The organism is Bradyrhizobium sp. BR 10261 (genome assembly GCF_019455395.1).
GTDB lineage: Bacteria > Pseudomonadota > Alphaproteobacteria > Rhizobiales > Xanthobacteraceae > Bradyrhizobium > Bradyrhizobium manausense.
Genome location: NZ_JACOFQ010000015.1, coordinates 65,437 through 79,117, shown reverse-complemented (window position 1 = coordinate 79,117; position 13,681 = coordinate 65,437). Strand labels below are relative to the sequence as shown.

Genomic DNA, 13,681 nt, shown 5'->3' with positions numbered 1-13,681 from the left:
CAGAGGTTCTAAAGTGATGCTCACTGCCATCAGTCTCCGCGGCCTGTTTCCGGCCATTCCGACCCCGGTCAAGGCCGACGACACCATCGATGCCGGCGCGGTCTCTTCCATGTTCACCTGGCTCAACAAGCAGGGCATCGACGGCGTGGTGCCGCTCGGCGGCACGGGCGAATATGGCGCGCTGGCCAGATCCGAGCGGATCAAGATGGCTGGCCTGTCGGTGAAGGCGATGGCGGGCAAGGGCCCGGTCATCGCCGGCGTGCTCGACACCGGCTTCCACGATGCCTTGCAGGCCGGCCGCGAATTCGCAGCCGAGGGCGTGGACGGCCTGCTGGTTCTCACGCCATATTATACCAATCCGACTCAGGCGGGCGTTCGCGACTATTTCCTGCGCTATGCCGATGCCTCGCCGGTGCCTATCCTGATCTACGAGATTCCCTATCGCACCCGGATCGCGATCGAGCCCAAGATCCTGCACGAGCTCTCCAGGCATCCCAACATCATCGGCATGAAGGCCTGCAATCTCGACATGTACCATTTCCTTCAGGTCGTGGCCGGCGTCGACGAGAGCTTTGCGGTGCTGAGCGGTGAGGACAGCCTGTTTCCGTTGCATCTCGCAGCGGGCGCGAAGGGCGGCATCATCGTCACCGCGTGCCTGTTGCCGCGCGCCTGGCGTCAGATCTTCGAGACGGCGACGGCGGGCAAGACAGCGGAGGCGTTGAGCCTGCATCGCCGCCTGATCCCACTGATGAACATGGCGTTCGCCGAGACCAATCCGGGACCGATGAAGGCGGTGATGGACATGGTCGGCGTCGAGGCGCCGCGCATGCTGGCGCCGCTGGTGCAGCCGGCGCCGGCGCTGGTCGCCTCCTTGCGCGCCGAGCTCGGCCGGCAGCTGGCGATCTCGGAGGGTATCGCATGAGAGGGTGGCAGCATGGCGCATAGCAGCCGCGCGAGCGGCGGCCGGCCTGTAAAGGCAAAGGAGGCCGTCAAGGCGAGCGGGAAAACCAGCGTGAAGACGACGGACAAGGCCGACGAGCCGCGCTCGTCCTTGTTCGTCGGCTCGACCGAAAAGGCGTTCCAGGTCCTGCATGCCTTCGACGGGCCGCAGCGTTACATGACACTTGCTGACATCGCGCGCGCCGCCAATCTCGACCGCAGCGCCACCCAGCGCCTGGTCTACACGCTCGAGACCCTCGGCTATCTCAAGCGCATCGAGGGCACGCGGAACTATGGCCTCACCTCGAAGGTCCTGCAGTTCTCCCATAGCTATCTCAAGGCCAACGAACTCGTCGACAAGGCCTCGCCCTATCTGCTCGACATGAGCCGCAATCTTGGCGAGACCTGCAACCTGCATGAGCTCGACGGCCACGAGGTCGTGTTCGTGGCGCGCTTTCCCGGGCAGCACCTGATCCATATCGATTTCGTGATCGGAAGCCGGCTTCCGGCCTACTTCACGGCTTCCGGCATAGCCATCCTGGCGGCCCTTCCTGAAGCAGAGCAACAGGATCTCTTGAAGCGTACGCGGCTTGAGCCGCTCACGCCTTACACAATTACGGATCCTGTCAAGCTCGCAGAGCAGGTGCACCTGGCCGCCAAACGCGGCTATTCGATCCAGATCAACCAAAGCGTCATGGGCGACATTTCCGTTGCGGCGCCGATCATCGACGAGCACGGGCGGCCTATCGCTGCGGTCAACATCTCGGTGCCCACGACGCGCTGGACCACGGAGCGTGTCGAGGCCGAGCTCGTTCAGCACGTTCACGTCGCCGCAACCTCGATCTCCAAGTCCAAGTTCAAACGCTACGCGGCCTGAAACGCCGATGCCGATGCTCCTCAATGCCAGCGACTATCGCAGCCGCGCGCGACAATTTCTCCCGCGCGGGCTGTTCGAGTATATCGATCGCGGCTCCGAGGACGAAACCGCGCTCGCGCGCCTGCGTGACTCGCTCGACGCCATTACCTTGCTGCCAGCGGTCCTGACGGGGCGCGACAGAAGCGATCTCCACACGGTGTTGTTCGGCCGGAGGATCGCTGCGCCCCTCATTGTCGCGCCGACGGCGCTCGCCGGTCTTGTTTCGCATGACGGGGAGACGAAGCTTGCCCGCGCGGCCTCGCGCATCGGCATTCCCGTCTGCATCTCGACGCAATCGGTGACATCAGTCGAGGCGATCCGGCGCGGCGCGCCGGATGCCCTGCTCTGGTTCCAGCTCTATGTCTGGCGCGATCGCGCCTTGACCGCGCGGCTCCTGGAGCGTGCGAGTGCCTGTGGCTGCGACAACCTGCTCGTCACCGTCGATACGCCGGTCTCGCCGAACCGGGAGTATAATGAACGCAACGGTTTCGGCATTCCCTTCAAGCTGCGGCTGCGCAGCATGATCGACGTGGCACTGCATCCCGGTTGGCTGTTCGGGGTTCTCGCGCGCTATCTCATGGGCGAGGGTGTGCCGACCTATGGCCACTATCCGGATGCATTTCGCACCGCCATCACCCGCGCTGACATCGCCGAGTCGGTCCGGATCGAACCGCACCTGAGCTGGGACGATATGCGCTGGCTGCGCGAGATCTGGCCGGGTAAACTCACCATCAAGGGCGTGCTCGCGGTGGACGATGCTGAAAAGGCGGTCGAGATCGGTGCCGACGGCATCGTGGTCTCGGTTCATGGCGGGCGCAATCTCGATTGTCTGCCGCCTCCCGCGGACTGCATTCCGGCGATTGTGGCTGCCGTGAAGGGACGTCTGACGATTCTGGCCGACAGCGGCGTCCGGCGCGGCACCGACGTCCTCAAATATCTTGCGCTCGGCGCGGAAGCCGTGCTTCTCGGTCGCTTGCCGCTGTGGGGACTTGCGGCCGGGGGAGAGGCAGGCGCCGAAGCCGTCCTGCGCATGGCCCTGCGCGAGATGGATACCGCGATGGCTTTCCTGGGAGCGCATTGCGTTCCGGCCTTGCGGAATGGGCGCACGAGCGAGCAACCGAACTAAGATCAACTCCAACATTTTGGAAAGCCGCCATGTCCGTCAAATCAGCACCGCAGACGCATACCGCCAATGCCGATCTTGCCGGCGAAGTCGACAGGCTTCTCGCCGAACTCGGCGTCAAGCGCTCCGACTATACGGAGGGCAGCATCCTCGTTCGTACGCCGATCACTGGCGGGATCATTGGCCGCGTCGCGGAGATCGGCGCAGCCGAAGCTGCCGGCGCGATCGAGCAGGCGCACGCGGCGTATCTCGGCTGGCGGCTGGTGCCGCCACCCAAGCGAGGGGAGCTCGTGCGGCTGTTCGGCGAGGAGCTCCGCGCCAGCAAGGAGGCTTTGGGCCGGCTGGTGTCGATCGAGGTCGGCAAGATCGTCTCCGAGGGTCTTGGCGAGGTTCAGGAAATGATCGACATCTGCGATTTCGCGGTCGGCCTGTCGCGGCAGCTCTACGGCCTGACGATCGCAACCGAGCGTGGCGAGCATCGCATGATGGAAAGCTGGCATCCGCTTGGCGTCACCGGCATCATCTCTGCGTTCAATTTTCCGGTCGCCGTGTGGGCCTGGAACGCAGCCCTGGCGCTGGTGTGCGGCAACAGCCTCGTCTGGAAGCCGTCCGAGAAAACACCGCTCACCGCGCTTGCGACACACGCCCTGTTTGGGCGTGCGGTCAAACGCTTCAACGAAGCTGGCGGGGATGCGCCGCAGGGGCTTGCGGCAGTGCTGTTCGGCGGCCGCGAGATCGGCGAGGTGCTCGTCGACCATGCGAAGGTGCCTCTGGTCTCGGCAACCGGGTCCACGGCGATGGGACGCGCGGTCGGTCCGCGGCTCGCCAGCCGGTTCGCCCGGGCGCTGCTCGAACTCGGCGGCAACAACGCCGCGATCGTCGCGCCGACGGCCGACCTCGATCTCACCCTGCGCGGCGTTGCCTTTGCTGCGATGGGAACGGCGGGACAGCGCTGCACGACGTTGCGCCGCCTGTTCGTCCACGAGAGCATCTATGACAGCTTTGTGCCGCGACTGAAGCAGGCCTATGCGTCCGTCACCGTCGGCTCTCCGCTGCAAGGCGGTAACCTGGTCGGTCCGCTGATCGACGGCGCGGCCTATCGCGCGATGCAGAGTGCGCTCGAGGCTGCGAGCGCTGCCGGAGGTCAAGTCCAAGGTGGCGAGCGCATCGCCATCGAAGGGGCGGCCGACGCTTACTATGTCCGCCCGGCGCTGGTCGAGATCGCGACGCAGACCGGACCGGTGAAGCACGAGACCTTTGCGCCGATCCTCTACGTGATGAAATATCGCGATTTCGATGCCGTGCTCGAGTTGCACAATGCCGTTCCGCAGGGGCTGTCGTCGTCCATCTTCACCAATGATCTGCGCGAAGCGGAAACATTCTTGTCGGCGCGTGGCTCTGACTGCGGCATTGCCAACGTCAATATCGGCCCATCCGGCGCGGAGATCGGAGGCGCCTTCGGCGGCGAGAAGGAGACCGGCGGCGGACGCGAGTCCGGATCCGACGCCTGGAAGACCTATATGCGGCGGGCGACCAACACCATCAATTACGGCCGCACGCTCCCGCTGGCTCAAGGCGTCAAGTTCGACGTGGTGTGAGGACGCGGCGTACTGTCATGCCCCGTCCCCGTGCGCAATTGCGCACCAGGCGGGGCATGACAGCGTTCGCGTGGGAACCTACTCCGCCGGCTCGGCCGCCAGCGTCGGATAGTCCGTGTAGCCCTTGGCGCCGCCGCCATAGAAGGTGTTCTTGTCCCAATCGTTCAGCGCTGCGCCCTGCTTCAGCCGCTCGACCAGGTCGGGGTTGGAGATGAAGGGCTTGCCGAAGGCGATGAGATCGGCCGCGTTCGCGTCCAGAACCTTGGTGGCGAGATCGAAATCGTAGCCGTTATTGGCGACATAGGCACCGGCGAAGCGCTTGCGGATGCTTGCATAGTCGAACGGGGCGACGTCGCGCGGACCGCCGGTGGCACCTTCCACGACGTGGAGATAGACGAGCTTCAAGGCGCTGAGTCCGTCGACGATATGGTCATACAGCGCCTGCGGGTTGGAATCCGAGATGTCGTTGGCGGGCGTCACCGGCGAGATGCGGATGCCGGTGCGGTCGGCGCCGGCCTCGGCCGCGACGGCCTTGGAGACCTCAAGCATCAGCCTGGCACGGTTCTCGATTGAGCCGCCATAGGCATCGGTACGCTTGTTGGCGCCGTCCTTGGCGAACTGCTCGAGCAGATAGCCGTTGGCGCCGTGAATCTCGACGCCGTCGAAACCGGCCTCCAGCGCGTTCTTCGCAGCGCGCTTGAAATCGTCGATAATGCCTGGAATTTCGGAGAGTTCGAGCGCGCGGGGCTCGGAGACGTCGGCGAAGGTGCCGTTCACGAAGGTCTTGCCCTTGGCGCGGATCGCGCTCGGCGCCACCGGCGCTACGCCACCGGCCTGGAGATCGACATGCGAGATGCGGCCGACATGCCAGAGCTGGATGAAGATCTTGCCGCCGCGCTCATGCACCTTGTCGGTGACCTTGCGCCAGCCGGCGACCTGGTCCTTCGAGTAGATGCCGGGGGTGTCCTGATAGCCCTGGCCCTGCTGCGAGACCTGGCTCGCTTCGGTGATCAGCAGGCCTGCGGAAGCGCGTTGGCCGTAATACTCGGCGGCGAGCGGGGAAGGGACGAAGCTGCCGGGCGCGGCCCGGTTGCGCGTCAGCGGCGCCATCACGAGGCGGTTGGCCAGCGTGATCGGGCCGAGCTTGTAGGTCTCAAACAATTTGGTCGAGCGGCTCATTGAGGATGATTCCAGAGGTTAAGGGGTCTGGAACACTTGTGCATTGCGACATCGGGCGCAAGAGACGAGCCATACGGAAAGTGCAGGCGAGCTGCGCGGCAGGCTCCGCGCAGCATATTTCGTGTGCAATTTCGGCCACGGCAGCGGAATTCCGCTACGCGGTGGTCGATCCAGCAATCAGTTGGCGCCGAGGAAATCGCGTTTACCGATCTCGACGCCGTTGTGGCGCATGATGCCGTGAGCGGTCGTGGCGTGGAAATAGAAGTTCGGCAGCGAGACGGCGCTGAAGAACTGCTGGCCCTTGAGCGTCATGGTCCGGTCCGGGCCCGCCGGGAAGGTCACGTCCTTGGCCTCGGCGCCCTCGAACTGCTCCGGCTTGAACGATTTCACATAGTCGATCGTCTTCGCGAGCCGCTGCTTCAGCTCCTCGAAGGTTTTTTCCGTGTCGGGCATCGAGGGCAGCTCGCTATGGGTCAGCCGGGCGCAGCCCTTGGCGGCGAAATCGCTGGCGAGCTGGATCTGCTTTGACAGCGGCAGCATGTCCGGGAAGAGGCGCGAGCCGAGCATGACGCTCGGGTCGATCTTCTTGGCCGCGCAATGTGCCTCGGCCTTGGTGAGCAGGCCGATCAAGCTGTTCAGCATTTGCAAATAGGCGGGAACGACGGCGTCATAGAAGGACATGTGATGCTCGCTTTAATGGTGGGAATCTCAGGCGGAAAACCTGAGCCACTCACATGGGAGCCTCATGGAATAATACAATCGCGAAAACCGCTTGTGCGGTGCGAAAATTCTACGGCTCCCGAATTTCGGTCTCGTCGGCGCCACACCCTCGCTGTCATCGCCCGGCTTTGACCGGGCGATCCAGTACGCCGCGGCGGCTGTGATAGAGCCGAGACGCTGCGGAGTACTGGATCCCCCGCTTTCGCCGGGCATGACAGCAGATGTGGCCGCTACCGCACCGTGCTCGCGGGCTGCGCTTGTGCCGTGCCGCCGCGCATGCGGGCCAGCAGCTCCGCGGTCGGCCAGGAATCGGCGGGCAGGCCGTATTTGATCTGCATCGCCTTCACGGCTGCGCGGCTCTGCTGGCCGAGAACGCCGTCGATCTTGCCGACATTGAAGCCCGCCTGGACCAGCAGCTGCTGCAATTGCTTGAGCTCGTTGAACGGCAATTGTGCGACCGGCGTCGCCGGCTTGCGCATCGGCGCTGCACCCGCGATGCGCGAGGCGAGATAGCCGGCGGTGGTCGAATAGATCAGCGAGTTATTCCATTCGGTATAGGCCGCGAAATTTGCGTAGGCCATGAAGGCCGGACCAAAGCGTCCCATCGGCAGCAGCACGGAGGCCGGAAGATTGTCGTTCGGCAGTGGCCGGCCGTCGGGATAGGTGACGCCGAACTGCGCCCATTTCGAGCGCGGCAGCTGCACGCTGAGATCAGTCTGATCCCACGGCAGGTTCTGCGGCACCTTGATCTCTTCCAGCCACGGCTCCCCGCGCCGCCACTTCAAGCCGTTGGCGATATAGTTTGCGGTCGAGCCGATCACGTCGGCCTCACTGCGCAAGAGGTCGCGCCGTCCGTCGCCGTCATAGTCGACGGCGTAGTTGACGTAGTGTGTCGGCAGGAATTGCGTCTGGCCGAGCTCGCCGGCCCAGGAGCCGATCATCTCGTCGGGCGTGAGATCGCCGCGATCAATGATCTTCAGCGCGGCGATGGTCTCGTTCACGAACATCTCCGAGCGCCGGCAGTCATAGGCGAGTGACACCAGCGATTTCAGCGTCGGCAGATTGCCCATATTGGCGCCGAAGTCGCTCTCCAGGCCCCAGAACGCGGCGATCACCGCCGGCGGCACGCCGTACTCCTTCTCGGCGCGCGCAAACGCTGCCGCGTGCTGCCTGATGTGCTGCTGGCCGTTCTGCATGCGATAGGGCGCGGCCATGCGGCCGGCGAATTCGGTGAAGAGCTGGCCGAACACGCGCTGGCCGCGGTCGCGATTGACGATGCCCTGGTCGTAGACGAGGTAGGGCGACGCCTCCGATATCGTTCGTTGCGACACGCCCGCCGCGACCGCCTGCTGTTTCACCTCGGCGAGGAAGCGATCGAAGCTCGCTCCGTTGTGGCACGAGGCGGCACGTGGCGACGGCGCGGTTGCCTTCGGTGCCGCGAGCTTTGCGGGCGGCGGCACGAACTGGGCGGAGGCGGGAACGGAGAACACGGCGAGGATAACGGCCGCGATCGCAAATCGGGTCAGGAGCATGAGGTTTCCGAAAGGGGGGGACGCTTGGATTCTTGACGAAGTTTAATGGAATGATCGTCCGCAAACCATCCCCTCGTCATTCCGGGGCGATGCGCAGCATCGAACCCGGAATCTCGGGATTCCGGGCTCGCCCTTCGGGAGGCCGGCAATGACAATGCATAGTCGAGCCAGTGCCGCGGCTCCGCGACGCACCCTGAAACCTTGCGCCTTAGCAGGGGTCGTCCCTACCTGATGTCTGCCGGCCCGCAGTGCCCTTGGCGGCCATCGCCGGCGCTGGAGACGAGCCATGAACTATCTGCGTACAGCGATGCTTCTCGCGGGCCTGACCGCCCTGTTCATGGGCGTGGGCTATCTGATCGGCGGCGCCTCGGGCGCCATGATCGCGCTTGTGATCGCGGCCGCGACCAATCTCTTCACCTATTGGAACTCCGACCGCATGGTGCTCTCGATGTACGGCGCCCATGAGGTCGACCGAAATAGCGCGCCGGAGCTGGTCGGCCTCGTCGCCGAGCTGGCGGGCCGTGCGGGCTTGCCGATGCCGCGCGTGTTCCTGATGGACGAGGCGCAACCCAATGCGTTCGCGACCGGACGCAATCCCGAGAACGCGGCCGTGGCCGTCACCGCCGGCCTGGTGCGCCAGCTCAGCCGCGAGGAGCTCGCCGGCGTGATCGCGCACGAGCTTGCGCATATCAAGCATCACGACACGCTGCTGATGACCATCACCGCGACCATTGCGGGCGCGATCTCGATGCTGGCGCAGTTCGGCATGTTCTTCCGCGGCCATCGCGACAACAACGGTCCCGGCATCGTCGGTTCGATCCTGATGATGATCCTCGCGCCGCTCGGGGCCATGCTGGTGCAGATGGCGATCAGCCGCACCCGCGAATATGCCGCCGACAATCTCGGCGCGCGGATCGCCGGGCAACCGATGTGGCTCGCCTCGGCGCTGCTCAAGATCGAGAGCACCGCGCATCAGGTGCCGAATTATGATGCCGAGCGCAATCCTGCGACCGCGCATATGTTCATCATCAACCCGCTCTCGGGCCACGGCGTCGACAACCTCTTCGCCACCCATCCCTCGACGCAGAACCGCATCGCGGCGCTCCGGCAGCTCGCGGCCGAGCTCGGCACGCATGCGATGCCCGCGGTCGGCGCCAACGAGAACTATCCGCCGCACGGCCCTTGGGGCCGCTCGTCCTCGCGCGGGCCGTGGGGATGAGCTCGCGCGTAGCGCCGTCGTATTCTGATCGCGCTGCAATTCGAGCGGGAAATTTCTGATGCAACGTCGCATTGCCGGCACCTGTCGCGATCTGGCCCAGGGAACGGCAGGCGGGCAGGACGACACCTGGCGCGGCCATGCATTATGCTGCCATTGTGATCTGGCGCACAGAGGGCCCTCCCGGGGGGTGTTAACACCTCACCCAGCGTGTTCCTTGGAAAGGGGATGTGTGACCGGCCTGTCGGTCACCGCCAAAGATGACCAGAGTTGCCGTGCCATTGTTGATCGTGCTGGGCTTGGCCATCGGCCTGTCCGTGCATACGGTCGTGAATTGCGGCGACGAGGACGAGCCCGACATCTGCTCGGCCGTGATTGGCTTTTCGCCCTTGCGCGGCTCCCTGATCGCCTTCGCCTATGAGGGGCGCGGGCGGATCGCGCTCCGCCACGGCGACAACGCCCGGGCGATCGCCGATTTCAATGAGGCTATCCAGCTCAATCCCAACCGCGCCTCGCTCTACCGCGACCGCGCGCAGGCGTACCGGCAGAACGGCGAGCCGGAGCTTGCGATCACCGATTATGACCAGGCGATCGCGCTTGATCCAAAGCCAGCGGCGCCCTATCGCGAGCGCGGCCTTGCGCTCATCGCCAAGGGCGATCTCGATCGCGCCATTCTCAGCTACAGCACGGCGGTGCGTCTCGACCCCCGCGATGCGCAAGCCCGCATCGACCGTGGCCTCGCATTCCTCGCCCGCGGCCAGGCCATTGAGGCCCGCGCCGATTTCGAAGCCGCCCTTGCGCTACCTTCCGGCAAGGACAGCCGGGCCCATGACGCCGCGCGCGCCAAGCTCGCCGAGCTCACCAATTCCGAGCCGACCAAGGTCTCCACACCGCGACGGTGAAAGCGCCGGCTACTTCGCCTTCTTGGCTTTTGCCGCCTTCGCCTTCTTGACCTTCTTCGCGGGCTTGTCCTTTGCTGGCTTGTCCTTGGCCGGCTTTTCCGACTTCACCTCGACGGGCGTGCTGGCGGCGAGCCGCATCGCGCGGGCGTAGCTGTCGGCGACGTTGTCGGCGGACATCTGGAGGCGCCGCGCGGCGGCGGTGGCCTGCTCCATGGTGGCCTTGGCCATCATCTTGAAGCGGGCGCCGGTCTCCTGGCTCTTGGCCTTGGCCGCGAGGCCGCTGAAGCGATCCCGCCGCTCCTTGGCGCGGGTCATCAGGCCCGTCTGCAGCTGTCTGGCCAGTTGCCGGATCACGACATCCAGGTCGGCGTCCGCCATGTCTTCTATCCTCTTCGAAACAGTCCAATCGATGCGGCGGGACTATGCAGATCAGCCCCCGCCTTGGCAATTGCCGCCCGCGCGTCATCCGCAGCTTCCGGCCTTACAAAACGAAAAAAGCCGCGCATGTCGCGCGGCTTTTTGGCATCAGGTTGGCGCTCGCAGCGCCAGTGCGAACTCACTTCAGCGAGGCGACCGGTCCGCTCGAGGCCGCTGCCGGGTCCGGGTCGAAGCCGAACACGCCGATCAGATATTTGTAATAGTCCGGCATCTTCTCCTTGAGCGCCTCGCGGGTCTTGGGATCCTGGTAATCGCTCTTTCCCGCCAGGAAAATGCTCGCGGTCACCGCGAAGAATTCCATGTGATTCTTCATCGCGTAGGCCTCCTTGGGCAGGAGATCCTTGGACTTGGCGTAGGCGTAATAGCTGATCACGCCCTTGTTGGCGTAGCCGTCGGGCAAGAGCCGTGCGTGATAGGCGTGCAGCATTTCGTGCAGCAGCACGGCCTCCTTCTCGTAACGCATCATGTCCGGCCGGATCATGATCACGCCGAGACCGGAATCGACCGCGAGGTCGACGGCATTCGGATTGGTCCAGCGCTGCTTGTCATGGTCCCACACCGTCAGGGTGCGGGGAGTGGTGCGCTGGATGTCCGGCGTGACCCGGCCGTAGCAGGCGGTCGCGGCGCCTTCGTCGAGGCAGGCCAGCTCGCTCGCGATGATCGGAACGGTGTGGAAGAAACGCATCACGCGCGGCGACAGGCCGGCGGCCTCGACGACGTCGATCTGCTGCTTCAGATTCTCGGTGAGCTTGTCGAGGTCCTTGCGATCGGACGCCTCCGACACGTCGAACATGTAGCCGCGGTAGCTTTGGAAGCCCGGCGGCAGCGATTTCGCGGCATCGGCTGACGCGGCGTCGAGCGGGCCGGCGTTGGACGGATTGGCAAAGAGCGCGCCGACAATGGTCGCGGTCAGCAGCAACGCAATGCGCATGATGAACCCCCTGATGTCACCTCACGCGGCAGGATAGGCTGCCGTTGTTTGCGAAAAGTGAGTGGGGGGAGACTAGGGCAGCGATGTTGAGGCGTGCTTAATCCTTGGTTGCAGATCGCGGGCGCACGTTAGGGCAGGGTTAACCAAGCTGTAGATCGGCCGCGCGCTTCGGCGTAACATGCGAACGGGCCCCAAGCCCCTCATCAGTAGCCGGAAGGGAGGATGCCATGTATGCCGCCATCCGTCAGGCCAAGGCCAGGAGCGGAAGCGCCGAGGAGCTGGCGCGCCGCATCAAGGACGGTGCCGTTCCGATCATCAGCGACGTCGACGGCTTCAGGGCCTATTACGTGGTCTATGCCGGCGACGACACGGTGACTGCGATCTCGATCTTCGACAAGTTCGAGCAGGCCGAGGAGGCGAACAGGCGCGCCATCGCCTGGATCGAGAAGGATCTGGGCTCGTTGCTGGCCGGGCACGCCAGCGCCGCTGCGGGGCCGGTGATCGTGCATACGCTGGCGTGAGGGCGCGAGGCTCGCGCCACACTCTCCGCTGTCATCGCCCGGCTTGACCGGGCGATCCAGTACTCCGTGACAGCAGCGATAGAGTCGACAGGCCGCGGCGTACTGGATGCCCCGCCGTCGCGGGGCATGACCGAGGTGGGAGGTCACAACTCCCTTGCATTCGAGAACGCGAACGAACTCACCCGCCGCGTCGTCTCATCCAAAATCAGCGTGCGGGTGATCGGCGGCTCGGCGCGCTGGGCGCAATTTTCGCGCTCGCAGAGCCGGCAGTTGACGCCGATCGGCGTGCCTTCCGTCTTCTCCAGGTCCATGCCGGCGGCATAGGTCAGGCGCGCGGCGTGGCGAATCTCGCAACCGAGGCCGATGGCGAAGCGCGGCTGCGGCAGCGGGTGCGGCGCGACGGGGCGGCGCACCATCTGCGCGATCGAGAAATAGCGCGTGCCGTCGGAGAGCTCGATCACCTGCTTGAGCAGGCGATCCGGCGTGTCGAAGGTCGAGTGCACGTTCCACAGCGGACAGGTGCCGCCGAATTTCGAGAACGGGAATGTGCCGGAGGAAAAGCGCTTGGAGACGTTGCCGGCATTGTCGACGCGCAAGAGGAAGAACGGAATGCCGCGCGCATTCGGCCGCTGCAGCGTGGTCAGGCGATGGCAGACCTGCTCAAAGCCGGAATTGAAGCGCTGCGCCAGTACGTGGATGTCGTAGTTCAGCGCCTCGGCGGCGGCGAGGAAGGCCGGGTAGGGCATCATCACGGCGGCGGCAAAGTAATTGCCGAGCGTGATGCGGAACAGCCGCCGCGGCGCATCGTCGAGCGGGCCGGCGCGGCCGATGATGGTCTCCAGGGCTTGCGCGCATTCGCCTAAGCCCAGCTGGAAAGCGAGCTGGAAGGCGCGGCCGGGCGGATCGACCAGCTCCGAGATCAGCAGCTGGCGGCGGTGGCGGTCGAAGCGCCGCAGCGTCTCGCGCATCACGTCGACAGGCATGATCCGGGTCTGGATCGAATGCTTTTCGCGCAGCCGCGCGGCAAGCGCGGCGTAAAGCCCTTCGGCCGGCACGTCCAGCTCATCGCGAAGCGTCTCCGCGGCCTGCTCCAGCTCCGGGAAATAATTGCGGTTGGCCTCGATCAGCTCGCGCACGCGCTCGACCGGATTGGCCTCATAGCGGGTGCCGACGTCGCGGTCGGCCATTTGCGCGGCCGCCAGCGTCTCGCCCTGGCGCGCCTCGGTATAGGCCGCGTAGAGGCGTTGCAGCGCATGGGTGACGCCGGGACAGAGCTCGGCGAGGTCGCGCAGCTCCTGCTTGGGCACGTCGATTTGGCGGAACAGCGGATCGGAGAAGATCTCGTTCAGCTCGGCGAAGAAGCGGTCCTCATCGGCGGTGGCGAGATCGCGCAGATCGAGGTCATAGGTCTCGGCCAGCCGCAGCAGGATCTGCGCCGTCACAGGGCGCTGGTTCCGCTCGATCAGATTGACATAGCTCGGCGAGATGCCGAGCCCCTCGGCGATCTGGGTCTGCGACAGCCCCAATTGCTGCCGGATCCGCCGGAAGCGCGGACCGACGAAAAGCTTTTTCCCTGACTCGGCGGGCATTTCAGGCCTCCAGACGCATCAAGGTCAGTTATTCTGACCTATAATTTACAAAATTTACAAAATAACATATATTACAT

13 protein-coding genes are annotated in these 13,681 nt (G+C 64.9%); 7 read left to right on the top strand and 6 right to left on the bottom strand.

What is annotated here, in order from left to right; genetic code table 11:
- The first annotated feature begins 16 nt into the window (after positions 1-16).
- The 4 genes from dapA (at position 17) to HYH07_RS19060 (ending at position 4,576) form a co-directional block, all read left to right on the top strand.
- Complete coding sequence (gene dapA / locus HYH07_RS19075; protein ID WP_220004023.1) at positions 17-922, top strand: 4-hydroxy-tetrahydrodipicolinate synthase; 906 nt, start codon at positions 17-19, stop codon at positions 920-922.
- A 90-nt stretch (positions 923-1,012) separates the two neighbouring features.
- Entirely contained in the window at positions 1,013-1,816 is an 804-nt protein-coding gene (locus HYH07_RS19070) for an IclR family transcriptional regulator (RefSeq protein WP_271599742.1), read from the top strand.
- Positions 1,817-1,823: 7 nt separating this feature from the next.
- On the top strand, positions 1,824-2,981 hold the full coding sequence (locus tag HYH07_RS19065; protein WP_220003931.1) for an alpha-hydroxy acid oxidase: 1,158 nt from the start codon (positions 1,824-1,826) through the stop codon (positions 2,979-2,981).
- A gap of 29 nt (positions 2,982-3,010) precedes the next feature.
- Positions 3,011-4,576, top strand: a complete 1,566-nt coding sequence (locus HYH07_RS19060) for an aldehyde dehydrogenase family protein (protein ID WP_220003930.1) — start codon at positions 3,011-3,013, stop codon at positions 4,574-4,576.
- Between the two features lie 78 nt (positions 4,577-4,654).
- Here the strand turns inward: HYH07_RS19060 and HYH07_RS19055 are convergent, their stop codons facing one another.
- The 3 genes from HYH07_RS19055 to HYH07_RS19045 form a co-directional block, all read right to left on the bottom strand.
- Complete coding sequence (locus HYH07_RS19055; RefSeq protein ID WP_220003929.1) at positions 4,655-5,755, bottom strand: alkene reductase; 1,101 nt, start codon at positions 5,753-5,755, stop codon at positions 4,655-4,657.
- Positions 5,756-5,932: 177 nt separating this feature from the next.
- Positions 5,933-6,436 (bottom strand): DUF1993 family protein, encoded by a 504-nt coding sequence (locus HYH07_RS19050; RefSeq protein ID WP_220003928.1) that lies wholly within the window; start codon positions 6,434-6,436, stop codon positions 5,933-5,935.
- Between the two features lie 269 nt (positions 6,437-6,705).
- Positions 6,706-8,007, bottom strand: coding sequence for a lytic murein transglycosylase (locus HYH07_RS19045; protein ID WP_220003927.1), 1,302 nt, complete (start codon positions 8,005-8,007; stop codon positions 6,706-6,708).
- A gap of 286 nt (positions 8,008-8,293) precedes the next feature.
- Between HYH07_RS19045 and htpX the strand changes: the two genes are divergently transcribed.
- Both htpX and HYH07_RS19035 read left to right on the top strand, forming a co-directional pair.
- Positions 8,294-9,226 (top strand): zinc metalloprotease HtpX, encoded by a 933-nt coding sequence (gene htpX, locus HYH07_RS19040; RefSeq protein WP_220003926.1) that lies wholly within the window; start codon positions 8,294-8,296, stop codon positions 9,224-9,226.
- A gap of 257 nt (positions 9,227-9,483) precedes the next feature.
- A complete protein-coding gene (locus tag HYH07_RS19035) occupies positions 9,484-10,125 on the top strand; it encodes a tetratricopeptide repeat protein (RefSeq protein ID WP_220003925.1) in 642 nt (213 codons plus the stop codon).
- A gap of 9 nt (positions 10,126-10,134) precedes the next feature.
- Here the strand turns inward: HYH07_RS19035 and HYH07_RS19030 are convergent, their stop codons facing one another.
- Positions 10,135-10,503: a hypothetical protein gene (locus tag HYH07_RS19030; RefSeq protein WP_220003924.1), complete on the bottom strand. Its 369-nt coding sequence runs from the start codon at positions 10,501-10,503 to the stop codon at positions 10,135-10,137.
- Between the two features lie 178 nt (positions 10,504-10,681).
- Entirely contained in the window at positions 10,682-11,494 is an 813-nt protein-coding gene (locus HYH07_RS19025) for a hypothetical protein (protein WP_220003923.1), read from the bottom strand.
- A 227-nt stretch (positions 11,495-11,721) separates the two neighbouring features.
- Here HYH07_RS19025 and HYH07_RS19020 point away from each other — a divergent pair, with 227 nt between their 5' ends.
- On the top strand, positions 11,722-12,015 hold the full coding sequence (locus HYH07_RS19020) for an antibiotic biosynthesis monooxygenase (protein WP_220003922.1): 294 nt from the start codon (positions 11,722-11,724) through the stop codon (positions 12,013-12,015).
- A 143-nt stretch (positions 12,016-12,158) separates the two neighbouring features.
- Here HYH07_RS19020 and HYH07_RS19015 read toward each other — a convergent pair whose 3' ends face one another.
- Positions 12,159-13,604 (bottom strand): short-chain fatty acyl-CoA regulator family protein, encoded by a 1,446-nt coding sequence (locus HYH07_RS19015; protein ID WP_057757041.1) that lies wholly within the window; start codon positions 13,602-13,604, stop codon positions 12,159-12,161.
- Positions 13,605-13,681 lie beyond the last annotated feature (77 nt).